14 protein-coding genes and 1 pseudogene are annotated in these 17,297 nt (G+C 62.6%); 11 read left to right on the top strand and 4 right to left on the bottom strand.

The genetic code is table 11. The features are described from left to right. Positions 1-80: 80 nt before the first annotated feature. A complete protein-coding gene (locus ACSQ3Z_RS10660) occupies positions 81-347 on the bottom strand; it encodes a DUF1127 domain-containing protein (RefSeq protein ID WP_436171229.1) in 267 nt (88 codons plus the stop codon). 127 nt (positions 348-474) lie between these two features. Between ACSQ3Z_RS10660 and ACSQ3Z_RS10655 the strand changes: the two genes are divergently transcribed. Continuing rightward, positions 475-1,992, top strand: coding sequence for a winged helix-turn-helix domain-containing tetratricopeptide repeat protein (locus tag ACSQ3Z_RS10655; protein ID WP_436171228.1), 1,518 nt, complete (start codon positions 475-477; stop codon positions 1,990-1,992). A 43-nt stretch (positions 1,993-2,035) separates the two neighbouring features. Here the strand turns inward: ACSQ3Z_RS10655 and ACSQ3Z_RS10650 are convergent, their stop codons facing one another. Further along, a complete protein-coding gene (locus ACSQ3Z_RS10650) occupies positions 2,036-2,428 on the bottom strand; it encodes a GFA family protein (RefSeq protein ID WP_436171227.1) in 393 nt (130 codons plus the stop codon). 243 nt (positions 2,429-2,671) lie between these two features. Between ACSQ3Z_RS10650 and ACSQ3Z_RS10645 the strand changes: the two genes are divergently transcribed. The 8 genes from ACSQ3Z_RS10645 (at position 2,672) to ACSQ3Z_RS10610 (ending at position 12,149) form a co-directional block, all read left to right on the top strand. Next, positions 2,672-4,318, top strand: coding sequence for an ABC transporter ATP-binding protein (locus ACSQ3Z_RS10645; protein ID WP_436171226.1), 1,647 nt, complete (start codon positions 2,672-2,674; stop codon positions 4,316-4,318). Positions 4,319-4,589: 271 nt separating this feature from the next. After that, a complete protein-coding gene (locus ACSQ3Z_RS10640; protein ID WP_436171225.1) occupies positions 4,590-5,078 on the top strand; it encodes a MarR family winged helix-turn-helix transcriptional regulator in 489 nt (162 codons plus the stop codon). Further along, complete coding sequence (locus ACSQ3Z_RS10635) at positions 5,075-5,800, top strand: SDR family NAD(P)-dependent oxidoreductase (RefSeq protein WP_436171224.1); 726 nt, start codon at positions 5,075-5,077, stop codon at positions 5,798-5,800. The genes ACSQ3Z_RS10640 and ACSQ3Z_RS10635 overlap by 4 nt, the downstream gene beginning before the upstream one ends. Before the next feature lie 2 nt (positions 5,801-5,802). Further along, positions 5,803-7,134, top strand: coding sequence for an NAD(P)/FAD-dependent oxidoreductase (locus tag ACSQ3Z_RS10630; protein ID WP_436171223.1), 1,332 nt, complete (start codon positions 5,803-5,805; stop codon positions 7,132-7,134). Positions 7,135-7,192: 58 nt separating this feature from the next. After that, positions 7,193-8,863: a peptide ABC transporter substrate-binding protein gene (locus ACSQ3Z_RS10625; protein ID WP_436171222.1), complete on the top strand. Its 1,671-nt coding sequence runs from the start codon at positions 7,193-7,195 to the stop codon at positions 8,861-8,863. 102 nt (positions 8,864-8,965) lie between these two features. Beyond that, positions 8,966-9,916, top strand: a complete 951-nt coding sequence (locus tag ACSQ3Z_RS10620) for an ABC transporter permease (RefSeq protein WP_404281645.1) — start codon at positions 8,966-8,968, stop codon at positions 9,914-9,916. Between the two features lie 11 nt (positions 9,917-9,927). After that, positions 9,928-10,815 (top strand): ABC transporter permease, encoded by an 888-nt coding sequence (locus ACSQ3Z_RS10615; protein ID WP_436171221.1) that lies wholly within the window; start codon positions 9,928-9,930, stop codon positions 10,813-10,815. Between the two features lie 11 nt (positions 10,816-10,826). Then, positions 10,827-12,149, top strand: coding sequence for an NAD(P)/FAD-dependent oxidoreductase (locus ACSQ3Z_RS10610; RefSeq protein ID WP_436171220.1), 1,323 nt, complete (start codon positions 10,827-10,829; stop codon positions 12,147-12,149). Here the strand turns inward: ACSQ3Z_RS10610 and ACSQ3Z_RS10605 are convergent. Next, positions 12,146-12,355, bottom strand: coding sequence for an EamA family transporter (locus tag ACSQ3Z_RS10605; RefSeq protein WP_436171219.1), 210 nt, complete (start codon positions 12,353-12,355; stop codon positions 12,146-12,148). The two genes, ACSQ3Z_RS10610 and ACSQ3Z_RS10605, sit on opposite strands and share 4 nt — an antisense overlap. Before the next feature lie 601 nt (positions 12,356-12,956). Between ACSQ3Z_RS10605 and ACSQ3Z_RS10600 the strand changes: the two genes are divergently transcribed. Then, complete coding sequence (locus ACSQ3Z_RS10600) at positions 12,957-13,601, top strand: methyltransferase family protein (RefSeq protein ID WP_436171218.1); 645 nt, start codon at positions 12,957-12,959, stop codon at positions 13,599-13,601. Between the two features lie 220 nt (positions 13,602-13,821). Next, a pseudogene (locus ACSQ3Z_RS10595) lies at positions 13,822-13,978 on the top strand (IS481 family transposase); the annotation flags it as partial. A gap of 98 nt (positions 13,979-14,076) precedes the next feature. Here the strand turns inward: ACSQ3Z_RS10595 and ACSQ3Z_RS10590 are convergent. Beyond that, positions 14,077-17,229, bottom strand: a complete 3,153-nt coding sequence (locus ACSQ3Z_RS10590) for an efflux RND transporter permease subunit (RefSeq protein WP_436171217.1) — start codon at positions 17,227-17,229, stop codon at positions 14,077-14,079. Positions 17,230-17,297: the final 68 nt, after the last annotated feature.

Raw genomic sequence — 17,297 nt, 5'->3', positions numbered from 1 at the left:
TTCCCGATTCGGGAGCGAACCTTGATGCGACCGCCTGTGCGAGGCTGGCGCCGCGATCCGGCGTCTTTGCGGCATTCGCCTTATCCTTGCCAGAAGGGCTTGGCGAGCTCTGCCTCGACCTGCCGTTTCGTCAGACCGATATCGTCGATCAAATGGGGATTGTCCTTCGACATTTGCTCCAGTTCCCAGCGAAAGCGTATCCGCTCGCGCCAGGTCCGATCGCGCCAGGTCGCGACAATGCTTCGCAGGGTCGCCAGGCTGTAGCGCCGACGCGACACTTCCGCCAGCCGCACAGGCGTTCCCGGCCGCGCTGCCTGATGCGGGGCCGACGCAAGGGTATTGTTCATGGCAACCTCCATATGGTTTGAGGGTCTGGGGGCCCTCGACCTGAAAGAGGTTGAATTCTGCAGGATACGAACAGCGCCGTAATTAAGCTCTCCCAAATAGTTCTCAAAACTTCCAAACGGGCTATAGATGCGCCGTATGCAGGGATCGCGCTTTGCCTTTGGTCCGTTCGTGCTTGATTCCGGTGCGGGAACGCTGCTTCGGAACGATGTTCCCGTTGCCGTTGGCTACCGCGGGCTGAAGCTGCTTGCGGCGCTCGTCGGACGGCCAGGCGAGATCCTGGGCAAGGCCGAGTTGATGGACGCGGCGTGGCCTGGCACGGCCGTCGAGGAAGGCAATCTCACCGTCCAGATCGCGCAGCTGCGCAAGCTGCTTGGTCCGCCCGCTGACGGCGGTGAATGGATCGCCACGGTTCCGCGCGTCGGCTACCGCTTCACGGGGGTCACCGAACAGCTCGGTGGCGCGAAGCGAAAACCTTTGCCGCTGCCCGACAAACCATCGATAGCCGTTCTGCCTTTCGTCAATTTCAGCAACGATCCCGAGCAGGACTCCTTCGCGGATGGGTTGACCGAAGACCTGATCACCGACCTGTCCAGGATCTCCGGCCTGTTCGTCATCGCGCGCAACTCGACCTTTGCCTCCAAGGGAAAGGCGATGGACGTGCGCGGGATCGCCGAGGACCTTGGCGTACGCTATCTGCTGGAGGGTAGCGCAAGACGCGCCGCGGGGCGCGTGCGCATCAACGCCCAGCTGGTCGACGCGGTGAGTGGCGATCATCTATGGGCGGAACGCTTCGATCGCAGCCTGGAGGATATCTTTGCCGTTCAGGACGAGGTGACGGCCAAGATCGTCGAGGCGTTGCTCGGCCGGCTGCGCGCGCCGCCGCCGCGCAATCGGCCCAACAATCTCGAGGCTTACGATCTCTGCGTGCGGGCGCGCAAGCTGATCGAAGATTCGCCGCAGACGGCGCGGGAAGCGCATCTGATGCTGACGCGCGCGGTTGCGCTCGATCCGGAATACGCCGAGGCCTATCGCTGGCTTGCCATGAACCACTGGATGGGATGGGTGCATTGGGGCGAACCCATTGAACCTAACCGTAGCGTTTCTTTGGAACTGGCGCGCAAGGCTGTAGCGATCGATCCCAACGATGCCGGCTGCCACTGGGTACTGGCCAACCTGCTTGCCTATGAGCGCAGATTCGCCGAGGCGGATGCGGAATTCGCCAAGGCGTTCGAGCTCGACCCGAACGAGGCCGACGCCTGGGCGACATTGTCCGACATCGCGGTCTTGGCCGGGCGGGTCGAGGAGGGCCTTGAGCACATTCGCAAGGCGTTCCGGCTGAACCCGTTTCCGGCAGGTTGGTACTATCTGATGCTCGGCCAGGCGCAATATGCGGCGCGCGAGTACGAAGCCGCTGTCGAGACACTTCGCCGGGACGAGACTTATCGAACAAGCTCACGCCGTTTCCTGGCGGCAAGCCTTGCCCAACTGGGCCGGCTCGACGAGGCGCGCGCAGAGGTTGAAATGTTCCTCGTCAGCAACCCGCATTTCACAACCCGCCACTGGGTCATGACGGAGCCATTCCGCGACGCTGCGACGCTCGAGCATTTCGTCGATGGCTTCCGCAAGGCCGGCCTTCCGGAGTGACGTGCCGCGTGAATGGCGCCTTCGCGCCGGTCGTTCGTGCGACCTACTCCTCAAAGCGACTCGTGGCGTCACGGTCGCGCTCGTATCGTCTCGTGAGCGGAAACGGCGGCAACCAGGACTCGCGACGAACGGTCCAGAGTTCATAGGTTGGCGTCAGTTGGTCAGGGGCATCCAGGGATCCCAGGTGCACTTCGATTTCGTCCGCGGTGCGTGCGAAAACGGACGAGCCACAGCGCGGACAGAAAAACCGCCCGGCGTAGTCGCGTGTTTCGCCATCGATCGTCACCGCATCCTGAGGGAACACCGCCGCGGCGTAAAAAAGGGCGCCATGATGCTTGCGGCAGTCGAGACAATGGCAAATGCCGACCCGGTATGGACGTCCCGACGCCACAATTTTGACGTTGCCACAGAGGCAACCGCCGGTGAATCGGTCCATGCTGCGTCTCCTCTAAGATCAGGCGGCCAGAATGGCTACAACGAGCAGCACTGTCATTGCAATTGCCCGCTGCGGGCGGAGACGGACACGATAGGCCGTCTCCTCCCCGTCGCCACGAGAACCACCACCACCCAGCAAGACGACAGCGCAACAACGCTCAATCTCACAAATGCGGGCTTGCGCTATCGGTAGGAGGTGCGGCTAGTATGCGCGGCCCGATCACTGGATTTCGAAAGGCCAGCCATGCCGCCGAGCGAAACGACTTCCCGCGAGCCGAATGAGCAAACTGTTCTCTCTGTTCAAAATCTGACCGTCCGCCTGCCCGCAAACATGGAGCGTGAGCACGCGGTCGAAAACATATCCTTCGACATGCGGAAGGGTGAGATGCTGTGCATCGTCGGCGAGTCCGGCTCCGGCAAGTCAGTGACCGCAAATGCGATCATGGGTCTGCTGCCGTCTTCAGTGCGGATTGCGCAGGGAAGCATCCGGTTCAAGGGCCACGATCTCGCCAGCGCCGGCGAAGGCGTGATGCGGAGCCTGCGCGGCCGTTCGGTCTCCATCATCTTCCAGGATCCGCTTTCAGCACTCAATCCGCTGATGACTGTCGGCCAACAGGTGGCGGAGGTCATGGAAGCACACCAGTCCGGCACCTCGGCGACCCACGCCAAGGCGGTTGTCGACCTGCTTGGCGAAGTCGGACTGCCGGAGCCGGAGGTCCTGCGGCACCAATATCCGTTCCAGCTCTCCGGCGGGCAACGCCAGCGCGTCATGATCGCCATGGCGCTGGCGCTCGAGCCTGATCTTTTGATCGCCGACGAGCCGACGACGGCTCTCGACGTCACCACCCAGGCGCAGATTCTTGCCCTGATCCGGCGCCTGCAGCGCGAAAAGAACATGAGCGTCATGTTCATCACGCACGATTTTGGCGTCGTCGCGGAAATCGCCGATCGCGTCATCGTCATGGAAAAAGGCGCGATGGTCGAACAAGGCACCGCCGCCGACGTGCTTGGCAATCCGAACCATCCCTACACCAGGCGGCTGATCGCCGCCGTCCCGCATATGATCGAGAGCGAAACGAAGGCGCGTGACGATGCCCCGATCGTGCTGGAGGTGCAGAAACTCGACAAGACCTATCGGCCGGGCATCGGCTTCTTCTCGCGGTCCCGCATCGTGCACGCCGTCAAGCAGGTCAGCTTCGAGGTTCGCCAGGGCAAAACGCTCGGCATCGTCGGCGAGTCCGGGTCGGGAAAATCGTCGCTGGGCCGCGTCCTGCTAAAACTCCTGGACAGCGACGGGGGCAGCATCCTGTTCGACGGCAAGGATATCGCGGCGCTTTCGGACTCCGAGTTTCGGCCGATGCGGCCGCACATCCAGATGATCTTCCAGGATCCGTTCGCCTCGCTCAATCCACGGCAGACGATCGCCAAGATCCTCACCGTCGGCCCGATGGCGCATGGCCTGTCCGCCAAGGAAGCGCGCGTGAAGGCGCTGCATCTGCTGCGTCTGGTCGGGCTCGACGAGGGTGCCTATGGCCGCTTTCCGCACGAGTTCTCGGGCGGCCAGCGTCAGCGGATCGGCATCGCACGGGCCCTGATGATGGACCCCAAGGTCCTTGTCGCCGACGAGGCGGTCTCGGCCCTCGATGTCTCCATCCAGGCGCAGATCCTCGACCTGCTGGCGAGCATCCAGGACGAAATGAAGATCGCCATGATCTTCATCACGCACGACCTGAGGGTGGCGAGCCGCATCTGCGACGAGATCCTGGTGATGAACCGCGGCGAAGTCGTGGAGTGCGGTCCGCCTTCGCAGATATTCCGGTCGCCCCGTCACCCCTATACGAGGCAACTGATCTCCGCCATTCCCGGCAAGGAATGGGTCCCCGCCGCCTGAGCCGACGGCGGCGCTGAAGATCCCCTGACCTTCCCTGAGCCATGGATGGCCGCGCTGGCAAAGGCGCGGCTGTAAGCCTGTTCTTCGATTGGCTCGCCGACGCGTGCTCGTCCAAATCTGCTGTCGAGCAGAATAGTTGCGTTTGTCCACTAAAAGTAGTTGCATTTGTCCACTACCGGCTCAATCATGCCCTGGAAGACCCTCGACAACCCCGGATTGGGGCTGCGGCGATCTCGATGAAGGCGGTCAGGAAGCCTCGGGAGAGTGTTCGGTGCCGGCAAAGAAGAAAGGCTCGCCTCATCCGGTCGAAACGGTCGGGCTGGATGTCCTCGAAGACACGTTGAGCTTCTATATCCGGACCATCAACATAGCGCTTTCGCGTGATCTCGATGATCGTCTGGAAGGTCTCGACGTTGCCCGGGGAACCGGCAAGATCACCACCTTGCTTCTTGTCGACAGCCATCCGGGGATCCGGCCTTCGGTCATAGCGCAGCTCATCCTGCGTGATCGCTCTGCCATGGGCAGGCTGGTCGACCAGATGATCGACCATGACCTAGTGACGCGCCGAAACGCATCGGACGACGGACGCGCCCAGGAGCTCCATATCACCGAAAAAGGCGCGGATCTCGCCCGCAAGGTGCGCGAGATCGCCACCAAGCAATCCAGCGATTTCTTCGCCGGTGTGCCCGAGGAGGATCAGAAGCGCCTGCTGGACATTTTGCGGCGGGTCTATCGCCGCACCCTGGGCCTCGACCAATGACGGCGCCGGCGGCAGGCGCAGGACGAGCCGGCCAGCGTGTGGCGCTCGTGTCCGGTGCCAGCCGCGGTATCGGTGCGGCTTGCGCGCGGCACCTGTTCGAAACGGGCTGGACATTGTCGCTGGGCATGCGCGAACCGATGCTGCCAGAATGGGCCGATAGCGAGCGTGTCCGTGTGTTCCCCTACGATGCCGCGGAAGCCGGCAGCGAACGGGCATGGGTCGACGGTACCATCGATGCCTTCAACCGGATCGACGCGGTTATCGCCAGCGCCGGCATCATGATTGCGAAGTCGGTCATCGACATCGACGACACGGATCTCGATCTCATGTTCGAGATCAACGTCAAGGCGCCGCGCCGTCTGGTACGCGCGTCATGGGCATCGCTTGCGGCGAGCCGCGCTGGCCGGGTGATCATTCTCGCCTCGCTGTCGGGCAAGCGGGTCAAGTCCGTCACGGCAGGCTCTTACTCGATCTCCAAATTTGCCGCCGTCGCGCTGTCCCATGGCATCCGGCAGGCAGGGTGGGACCTCGGGATTCGGGCAACGGCCGTCTGTCCCGGTTTCGTCGCCACGGACATGGCCCGCGCCATCACCGATCGCGCCGATGCGCTGATGACCGACCCGGACGACCTCGCACGGATCATCGGGCTGCTGCTCGATCTGCCAGACCATGCGAGCGTCGCGGAATTTTCCATCAATTGCCAACTCGAGGAGTCCTACTGAGCATGCCCGGACCGTTCGTCGTCCCCGTTCATGGAGATATCGAGCTGCCGAAGGAGGTGGACTGCGTCGTCATCGGCGGCGGCATCATCGGTACCTCGACGGCGTTGGAGCTGGCCGAGAGAGGCCTGCGGGTGGCCCTGTGCGAGAAGGGCGGCATCGGACAGGAACAGTCCAGCCGCAACTGGGGCTGGGTCCGTATTTCCCGGCGGGATCCACGCGAGGTTCCGCTGATGGCGGAAGCCCTGCGGATATGGGCGAGGCTCTCCGAACGGACGGGACGAGACACGGGCTATGCCCGGGCCGGAATTGTCTTCACCTGCGCGGACGACAAGGAATACGACCAGCACGAACGCTGGGGACGCCATCTCGAAGGCTATCAGTTCGAGTCGCGAATGATCGGCGCCGGCGAATTGCGTGACCTCCTTCCCGGCTCCAATCTCGATGTCAAAGGAGCGCTCTACACGCCCGCCGACGGTCGCGCGGAGCCGCAGAAGGCTGCGCCTGCAATTGCCGAAGCCGCACGCGACCGCGGCGCCGCCATATTGACGGAATGCGCCGTGCGCGGCGTGGAGACGACGAACGGCGCCGTCTCGGGCGTCGTGACCGAGCGTGGCTTCATTGCCTGCAAGGCGGTCGTCCTAGCCGGAGGGGCGTGGTCGAACCTGTTTTGCGGAACGCTTGGTCTCGACCTGCCGCAGTTAAAGGTCATGAACACGGTTCTTCGCACCACCCCGGTCGAGAACGGGCCGGACCAGGCCGTGTGGGCAAACAACTTCGCCATACGCAAGCGCCAGGACGGTGGCTACACCGTCGCCTCCAGCATGAGTAATGTCGTCGACATCGTGCCAAACTCCTTTCGCTATGTTCGCGATTTTCTTCCGGCCTGGAAGACGGAGTGGCGATCGCTGCAATTCCGCCTGGGCGGTCGTTTCCTCGACGAGGCAAGGATGCCGACCCGCTGGGCGATGGATGAGGCGAGCCCCTTCGAATACTGCCGCGTGCTCGATCCCAAGCCTTCCAAAAAAAGCTCGGAGCGCGTTCTTGCAAATGCCCGCAAGGCATTTCCGCTTCTGGAAAAGGCAGAAGTGGCGCAGCGCTGGGCCGGCTATATCGACGTCACGCCCGACGCCGTCCCCGTCATTTCGGCCGTCGACGACGTTCCCGGCTTTCATGTGGCGACCGGTTTCTCGGGCCATGGTTTCGGCATCGGGCCCGCTGCAGGCAGGCTGATGGCGGACATCGTCACCGGACGGCCGCCGATCGTCGATCCCAGGGATTTCCGGTGGTCGCGGTTTTCGGACGGATCGAAGGTCGCACCGGTCACTGGATTATAAGCGCTCCGACAAGAGAGCGTGACGCAGCGAAAGTGGAACACTAAAAAAGGAGCCTCCAATGTCAGACAAGAGCAGCAGCACTATCTTTCGACCGACGCGTCGTCAGGCGCTTGGAATGGCAATCGCCGGTGCCGCCGGCCTAACCATGCCCAGCCTGACGGGAGCAGGCAGGGCCCTCGCGGCAACCCCGCCGAGCGAGCCCAAGGGACAGGTGATCGTCGGCTTTTCCCAGGAGCCCACCGTCTTCAACCCGCATTTGCCGCATATCGAGGTCGACGAAGGCATCCACTTCAGCGTCTTCGATCCGCTGTTTGGTGTCGACCCGAAGGGCAATTTCTTCCCCGCGCTCGCCAAGGAGGTGCCTACCGTCGAAAACGGCGGCATCTCTGCCGACGGGCTCGAGTGGCACGTCAAGCTGCGCGACGACGTGAAATGGCATGACGGACAGCCGTTCACCGCCGAGGACGTCAAGTTCACGATCGAACTGCTGGTCGACCCGAAGTTTCGCAGCTGGCGACGCGCCGGCCACGAACTTGTCCAGGACCTGACTGTCGTCTCGCCAACCGAGATCAAGTGGAAGATGAAGGAGCCTTACGCGCCCTACCCGTCGATCCTGGCAGCGACCTTCATCGTTCCCAAACATGTGCTCGGTGCGGCGGAGGACAAGAACACCGCGCCGTTCAACAATGCCCCGATCGGCACCGGCCCGTTCAAATGGGTGGAACGCATGGCCGGCGATCATATCGAACTGGCCGCCAACACCGACTACTTCGCCGACGGCCCCTACCTGAAAAGCCTGATCTACAAGTACATTCCGGATCTAACCGTGCTCTACACCCAGTTCAAGACCGGCGACATCGACGTCATCGGATTGCAGTGGATCACGGCCGACCACTATGAGGAAGCCAAGGCATTGGGCGGAACCGCGGTCGCCGTTATTCCCGCCGCCACGATCGAATCGCTCAGCTTCAACATGGAGCGCCCGCAGTTCAAGGAACTCGCCGTTCGTCAGGCGCTGTACCATGCGCTGGACAAGAAGACGATCATCGACGCCCTCTACTACGGGCTGCCGACCCCGACCGAAACCTACATGCCGCAGCAGTCCTTCTACTACAATCCCGATTTGCCGAAGCAGGAATACGATCTGGACAAGGCAAAGAAACTGCTGGACGACGCCGGCTGGGTCCCTGGCGGGGATGGCATCCGCGTCAAGGACGGTGTTCGCCTCTCGTTCAAGAACTCGACCACGGCGGGTAATCATATCCGCGAACAGGCGCAGCAGTTCATTCAGCAATCATATCGCGACATCGGCGTCGAGGTGGTGATCTCCAACCTGCCGCCGGCCGTGATGTGGGGCGACTACTGGATGAAGTCGGAATTCGATTCCGTCGTCGTCGGCATCAACTTCCTGACGGGCTCCGATCCCGACACTTCGGACTACCTCAGTTCGAAGTCGATCCCGGCCAAGGGCGGCTCCGGCCAGAACACCTGGCAGTATGCCAGCCCGGAGGTGGACAAGCTGCTTGAATCCGGCGGTGTCGAATTCGTGCCGGAGCAACGCAAACAGGCTTACCTGAAGATCCAGGAGACCGTGCGCAGCGACCTGCCATTCCTGCCGATGTTCCAATACGCGACGGTCCGCGGACACAAGTCCGGTGTCGAAGGCGTCGTGCCGAACATCAATGTGCGCATCGACTCCTGGGACGTGGCCACCTGGTACTGGGCATAGCCGCACCAATGAGGCCGGGCCGGCAATGACCGGCTCGGCCTACGTGGCTGCGCCTCCCTGGCGCGACTGTATCCGACGGACAGCAAAACGGAGACAACCGGCATGCTTCGCTATCTGCTGGGACGCTTCTGGCAAAGTCTCGTCCTGCTCCTGCTGGTTTCGGTGATCGGCTTTGCCGTCCTGAACCTGGCTCCGGGCGGACCGCTCTCGCAATTCACCCTGACGCCGGGGATGACACAGGCCGATCTCGATCGCATCGCCTCGCAAATGGGGCTCGATCGACCTCTTCCTGTCCAGTACATCGACTGGCTGGCACACCTGCTTCGCGGCGACTGGGGGCGTTCCTACCGGGACGGCAGGCCCGTGCTCGACATCATCTGGGAGCACCTGGTCGCGACATTGCTGCTGATGGGCGTGTCGACCGCGATCGCCATCCTTGTCGGCACCTGGATCGGAGTACTGGGCGCGCTCAGACGATATTCGATCTTCGACTACGCCGCGACCGTCGGCGCGATGGTGGCGCTGTCGATCCCGACCTTCTGGTTCGGGTTGATCGCGATCTACATCTTCTCGCTGCGGCTCAGATGGCTGCCGGCCGGCAACATGTACACGATCGGCGATGGCTCGCTCGGCGACTACGCGATCCATCTCATCATGCCGAGCGTCGTTCTTGCGCTGGTCAATATCGCCGTGTGGAGCCGCTACATGCGCACCGCGACGCTCGACGTCATCAGCCAGGATTTCGTTCGAACGGCCCGGGCCAAGGGGCTGAGTTCCCGCCGCGTGTTGCTTCGCCACATCCTCGGGAACGCCCTGCTGCCGATGATCACCCTCCTGGGGCTGCAACTGCCGACAATACTGGGTGGCGCATTGGTGACGGAAACGGTCTTTACCTGGCCCGGCATGGGGCGGCTGTTCCTCGATAGTCTCGGCTACAGCGACTACCCCGTCGTGATGGGTCTGCTGATGATGTCCGCTGTCCTCGTCCTAGTCGGCAATCTGGCCGCGGACCTCACCGTCGCATTCGTCGATCCGCGCATTCGATTGAGCTGAGGAACGAAGAGATGACCCAGTCGGAATTCCTCATCCCCACCCACGCCAGGCAACGCTGGTGGCACAGCCGCAGCGTGCGCCGATTTGCCCGTCATCGACTGGCGATGTTCGGCCTGGTGATGATCATCGTCCTGGTCCTCGCCTGTGTCTTCGGACCTTGGCTGCTGCCCTTTGACGATCTCTATATCGACCTGCGTGGCAGGTTCTCGCCGCCGTTCACAGGCTATCATTTCTTCGGCACCGATCCGCTTGGACGTGACATCGCGGCGCGCCTGTTCATGGCCGGCCGTATTTCGCTCCTGGTCGGTTTCGCTGCGATGGTCATCAGCACAGTGTTCGGAACCGTGCTCGGGATCGCCGCCGGCTTCTTCGGTGGCCGCATCGGCACGGTCCTGATGCGTTTCGTCGACGCGATGCTGTCCTTCCCCAATATCTTCCTGCTGCTGGCGATGGCGGCCTTCATCAAGCCGAGCCCGATCATGATCACCCTGATCATAGCGGCAACGAGCTGGATGGAGATCGCGCGCATCGTCGAGGCGGAAGTGCGTTCGCTGCGCGAACGCGACTTCGTGGTCGCCGCCCGCATGCTCGGGCTCAGCAACAGCCACATCATGTTTCGCGAGTTGCTGCCCAATGCGATCGGCCCGATCATTGTCGCGGCCACGCTTACCGTTGCCCGCGCCATCCTTCTGGAAGCCTATGTCAGCTTCCTCGGCTACGGCATCCAGCCTCCGCTGCCGAGCTGGGGAAACATGCTGAACGGCGCCCAGCAATATCTCGACAGCGCGCCGTGGCTGGCAATCGTTCCCGGCGCCGCCATCACCCTGGCGGTCACCAGTTTCAACTTCATCGGCGACGGGTTGCGCGATGCGCTCGACGCGCGAAGCGACATGCTGTGAGGCCACCCGGCATGGCAAGGTTTTCGCCGTTTGAAGTCTCGCTCTGGTATGCGACCGCGGCGCCGCCGCCGAAGACCGGCCCGCTGCAAGGACGCAGGCGGGCGGATGTCTGCGTCGTCGGCGGCGGCTACACCGGGTTGACCACGGCACTCGACCTCGCCCGCGGCGGCATAGACGTGGTATTGCTCGAAGCGCAAGAGATCGGCTTCGGCGGCTCGGGGCGCAATGCCGGCCACTGTACGCCAACCTTCACCCACTACAGCCTGCCCGAACTGCGTGCCATGCTGGGCGAGCCATGGGCCGAAAGGCTGATCGCCCGGCAGACCGGGGCCAACAGTCAGGTCGCGGGGATGATCGAGCGCTACGGCATCGACTGCGAATGGCAGCAGAACGGCTACGTCATGGGTGCGCTTACGCCCGGCGGCGTCGCCAGGCTCGAAGCAAAGGCGCAGCAGTACAATGCAGTCGGCGCCAAGACGCGGGTGCTCGACAGGCAGGCGAGCGAGGAGATCACCGGCAGCCCGCGATATCATGGCGGCTGGTTTCATTCCGAGGCTGGTCACCTCAATCCATTGGGATACGCAAGGGGACTCGCCCGTGCCGTCATCGAGGAAGGTGGCACAATCCACACCGGCTCGCCGGTCCGCGATGTCGTGCGACAGGATGGTGCCTGGGCAGTGCATGCCGGCGAAGGAGCCGTCGTCGCCGACAAGGTCATCTTCGCGACCGGCGCCTACACCGTCGACGGATGGCCCGGCCTCGACCGGAGCTACAAGATCCAGAGGGTCTTCGTCGCCGCCACCCAGCCACTGACCGCCAGCGAACGCCAAACCATCCTGCCGCGCAACACGACGATGCATGACGGCCGCGGCGATATCTTCGTCTACAAGTACAACGCCGAGGGACGCATCGTCGCCTCGATGTTTCCGATGGGCCGGCGCGGAAGCGACATGGCGTTCACACACCGCCTCATGTCCGATCGCCTGCGCTGGCTCCATCCGCAGCTCAGCAGCGACTTGAGATGGGAGTATTTCTGGTTCGGCGAATTGGACATGCAGAAGCGCACCATCCCGCGCTTCTATCAACTCGCGCCGGGCGTCGTCGCGCTGACAGGCCTGTCCGGTCGCGGCGTGCCGACCGGAAGCATGCTTGGCGGCATACTGGGCGAATGGGCGAAGGGCGTCCCGGAAAAGGACCTGTCGCTGAAGCTCGAGCCGCTGCGACGGGCACCCTTCTTCATGTCCTTCGCTCCCGCCGCCATGTTGCGATACTATCGCGCCTCGGACTGGATCCGGGCAAAGGCCAGCGGGTCTCCGCTCCCACCCCACGCTTAGCTAGGTTTCTCTCGAACAAGAGGGCACCAGAGGCGAGCGACAACGCCCAGGAGCATCAGCGGCAGAACAAGAAGCCCGCCAATCAGGCAGCGCATGCCGACCGCGCTCAAGGGGTCGAGATGGTCGAGCACAGTTTTCTGCGGCACATTGCCGAAGCCCCAGAGTGCCGCGGCAAACAGCAGAAGGTTCGCATGGAGCCTGGACATCTTTCCCACTGACTGGAGCCAACTGAAGGATTGCGCAGAACCGAGGTTCTGCGATCCCGGCTTACGGATGGCTTACGCGGGTTCTCAGTCCGACGTTTCGGGGCGCAGATGAGGTCGGCCGAGATGCGCTGTACCGTGCCTTTGCAGACTGTCGTGGTCGTGGCGTCGAAAGCGGGGAAACGGATATCCACCGCCTGCCCCAGATGAACATCGTCGATGCTGGCGGGCGGCACCATCCAGCGCGTGCCTGCCTGCGAAACTCGACAAGGGCTGCTCGCCGGCCATCGCGCGGCCGGTCTCGGGATCGTCCCGACGCGCCAGGAGTGACGATGGAAAGGTCATGGCGTCGGCGCCGCCGCGCTCGGCTTCAAGGCGCGCCAGGCAAGCAGGCGCCGCGTCGGAAGCTGGCGTTGCCCAGTCGGGGGATGCGCCAGATCGAAGCCCTGCCCAGGTACCGACCACCGTTGACATGCCGGCTTACAATTTCGTAAGATTAGCAAATGCTGATGAACGTCTCGCCGAGTGCCGGCAGAAGGGCGAGTGCCTAGCAGGCAGCGGCTTTTACCCTGTCAGCGGGCCCGACAGAGTTACGCGAGACGCGATGAGCTACGCCCCCCTCAAGCCAACCCTCAAGCCAACACAAAAGGCGTTCGACCAGCACAAGCGGTTGCTTGTTGTTCAGATAGCAGCCGTCGCGGCCACAACGCTGCTGCTGTTTACCGAGCCGTTTCTGGCCGAAGGATCGAGAGGCCACGAGTTTGGCGAACTGCTCGGCTTTAGCCTCGTGCTCATCTGCGTCGCCGGCCGCCTCTGGAGCATTCTCTACGTTGGCGGCAAGAAGAACAAAGAGTTGGTTTCCGCTGGCCCATTTTCCATGACGCAGAATCCGCTCTATTTCTTCTCCACGGTCGGAGCAGTGGGAATCGGATTCATGTACGGATCCATCCTGGTGGCAGCAGCACTTGGTCTGGCCAGCTTCATTGTTTTCCGGGTGACGGCGCGCAAGGAGGCCGAGTTCCTGCTGGGAACGTTTGGCCCCGCCTATACGGCCTATGCGGCGCGAACGCCGCGGTTCTGGCCGAATCCGTTGCTGTTTCGTGACGAGCCGGAACTGGTGTTCTCAACGCGTGCGTTGAAGCAGACATTTTATGACGGTCTCTATTTTCTTGCCGTCTTCCCAGCGATCGAAGCCGTCGAGCATTTCAGGATCGGCGGCTTTCTGCCGACGCTCTTTACCCTTTATTGATCGGGGCCTGATCCATCCCGATAGAACGCGATGGAGCTCTATCGTTTATTCGACGATGATCTTCTCCGAACCGTAAGTCAGCGCAGCAATACCGGAGCTCCACTTTTCGCCCGGATGCTTGATTACTTGCTTTGATGGCGCATCCTCCGAATCAAAGGATGCGCTATGAGCCAGGTTTCATGGGAGTGCCACGACGACAGGGGCAGTCCGTCGAGCGATACAGCATCTCGCCGACTTCGTCCAAGCCTACAACTTCGCGCGACGCTTGAAGATCCTCAAAGGCCCCGCCCTTACGAGTTCATCTGCAGGCTTGGGCCGCAGAGCCCGAGCGCTTTACACTCGAGCCGCTCCAGCAAATGCCGGGATTAAACGTCTAGAGCGGTTCAGCTTTTGATAGAATCGCCGACCCGCTCTAACTCTTTGTTTTTACGCAATTCCGGACGGAAAACCGCTACGCACTTTTCCTGGAATTGCTCTAGGATGGCCACGTTGAGGGTTCCAGGCCGAGACCTGTGGTCCGCACCGGCGATCGCGCCTGCGACGAACCGAGTCTGAGATAGATGGCGGGCACGACGAAGAGGTTGAGAAGCGTTGACGTGATCAGCCCGCCCAGAATGATGATGGCCATCGGATGTTCGATTTCCTGGCCCGGAATGTTGCCTGTAATGACCAGAGGAACGAGCGCGAGGCCGGTTGCCAGCGTCGTCATGAGAATGGGCGAAAGGCGTTCGCGCGCGCCGCGCAGGACAAGTTCCGGTCCGAAGGGCTCGCCCTCTTCGCGCTCCAGATGCAGGAAATGGTGGATCAGGAGCACCCCGTTGCGGGCCGCGATGCCCAATACCGTCAGGAACCCCACGAGGCCGCCTAGCGAGATGATGCTGTCGCCCAGATAGGCCGCGATGACCCCGCCGACCAGGGCGGCCGGCAGTGACAGGAACACCAGGGCAGCGAGCCTCCAGCTTCTCAGGGAGGCCTGCAGCAGCATGAAGATTACGACCGCGGCGACGATCGAGGCATACAAGAGCCGGCTTTGCGCCGCATTGCGTTCCGCAGCCTCGCCCAGCAGTTGGGCATGATAGCCGAGTGGAAAGTCGATCTTGGCCAGTCGCTCCTCCACCTCGCCGACGACCGAGCCCAGGTCGCGGTCGCGCACATTGGCATGCACGTCATGGCGGCGCGAGGCGTTCTCGCGCTTGATGGTGCTGGCCACCGGAGCAATCTTGACTTCGGCAATGTCGCCGAGCAAGACCTGGCCGCCGTCGGGCGTATCCAGGAGGAGGTTCTGCACGTCGTCAAGGCCGCGCCGCGATTTGGGCGTCGACCATACCATGACGTCATACACCTTTCCGATGCCATGGACGTCGCTCACCTCGTGACCGGCGAAGATCACCGCAGCGGCGCGGCGAACATCCCCGGGCTTGAGACCCCTGGCAGCCGCCTTGGCGATATCCACGGTGACCTGAATTTGCGGCACCTTCTTCTGCAACTCCTCGTGCAGGTCGACCAGGCCCTCGATGCCGGTCAGGGCGTCACGGACCCTCACCGCCTGCTCGCGCAGCACCGCCGTGTCGGGCCCGAAAATCCGAACCACTATCGACTCGCCCGAGCCGGTGAGCACTTCCTTCACGCGTTCTCGGAGATAGGTCTGGACATCGCGATAGATGCCGGGATAGCCGGCGACCGTGTCCTGTATGGTTTTCAGGGTCTTGTCGTAGTCGACCTTCGGATCGACGCTGATCCAGTTCTCCGTGAAGTCGATGCCCACGACCTCGTCGGCCACAAGCGCCCGGCCGATGTGAGCGCCGAAGTTGCGCACCCCGGGGATGGATCTCAGTTCTTTGCTGGCAGCTACCGTCATCCGGTACATCTCGGGATGCGATGTCCCGGGCGGCGTCACCCAGTGCATGAGGAAGTCGCGCTCCTTGAAGGACGGCAGCAGCGAGGTTCCGAGCAGCGGCCAAACAGCCAACCCCGCGACCACGACCAACGCGGTGCTCGCAAAGATCGCGCGAGGAGCCGCGATGATCCGCGACAGCATGGCGGCATAGCCGCGCTGCAACCACCCGACCAGCGGCGAGACGCGCTCGATCGGCGCTCCTTGAAGAAGGATAAGGCAGAATGCCGGCGTCACCGTCAGCGCCACGGCCATAGAAGCGAGGAGCGCGATGGAATAGGACGTCGCCAGCGGCACGAAGAAGGTGCCCGACAGGCCGCCCATGAAGAACACAGGAACAACCGAAATGACGATAATGAGGGTCGCGGCGACGATCGGGCTGCGGATCTCGAGCGATGCTTCCAGGATGACCGATGCCACCGATTTGCCGGCGCTGCTTCGGCGATTCTCGCGCAATCGCCGCGTGATGTTTTCGACGTCGATGATAGCGTCGTCCACCACCGATCCCACCGCCACGACAAAGCCGGCCAACACCATCGTGTTGATGGTCGTTCCGAGCCAGTAGAGAACAAGTCCCGCGGCGACCAGCGACAACGGAATTGCCAGCAGGCTGATGAGCGCCACCCGCCACTCGAACAGGAAGGCGCCGAGAACGCAGACCACCAGGATCGCTCCCACCAGCAAGGCCATTGTCAGATTATGGACCGAGAGCTCGATGAACGTCGCCGGGCGGAATATCTGCAGGTCGACATCGATGCCCTTGAGGCCGTCACTCATTTCGGCGAAGGCGGCCTCGACGCCGCGCGTGACCTCCAGTGTGTTCGCCCACGGGAACTTCTCGACGATCAGCATCATGCCGGGGCCGTCATTGATAACAGCGTCGCCGATCGGCAGCGGTTCGTCCCAGATGACATCGGCAACGTCCGCCAGTACCCGCTGCCCGCTGGTCTTTGACTCAATCGGAATTCTCTTGACGTCGTCCAACTTCACGGCGGCCGCAATATCGGCCCCGATATAAAGCCGCTGGTTGGCGGTGTCGATGAAGCCTACGGTCTGGCTCTTGGCTGAGTTCGACATCGGCAGGAGGCCGAAGTCCAGCGCATCGGCCGAAGCCTCCATGACCTCGTTCAGCGTCACGCCGTGTTTCAGCATGCGTGCGGGATCGATCTGGATCTGCATCTGTTTGAGCTTTTCGCCCCACATCGCCACGTTGGCGACGCCGGGCACGCGCAGCAGGCGGAAGCGGATCTTCCAGTAGGCGGTCATCGACAGGTCGAGCGGAGTGAGCTCCTTCGACGAGAGGCCGATCTTCATGGTGCGGCTGGTCGAGGACAAGGGCTGCAGCATGACGGGCGGGCTCGAGCCGAACGGCAGTCTGGCCGACGCAAGTTGCACGCGCTCCTGGACGAGCTGCCGGGCGTGCATGATATCGGTTCCCCGCTTGAAGATCATGACGATCGAGGACAGCGACATCACGCTTTTCGAGCGGATGACGTCGAGCTCCGGCGTGCCGCGCAGTGCATCCTCGAGAGGAATGGTGATCAGCTCCTCGACCTCGGCGGTCGACATGCCGATACCCTCGGTCTGAATCTCAACCAGCGGCGGGGCGAATTCGGGGAAGACATCCACGGGCATCTTGCGGAAGACGTCCAAGCCCAGCAGCACCATCAGCGCTGCCGCGGCCAGAACGAGAAACCGGTATTTCAGGTTCGTGCCGATGATCCAGCGGAACATGGCCCTATCCTTTTGTTCGATGATTGGATGCCGGCTAACTCAGTGTTCGCAAGCGGCCGGAATGTTTT

The organism is Mesorhizobium sp. LjNodule214, from assembly GCF_964252735.1.
Classification (GTDB): domain Bacteria; phylum Pseudomonadota; class Alphaproteobacteria; order Rhizobiales; family Rhizobiaceae; genus Mesorhizobium.
This window is presented reverse-complemented; position numbering and strand designations above follow the sequence as displayed.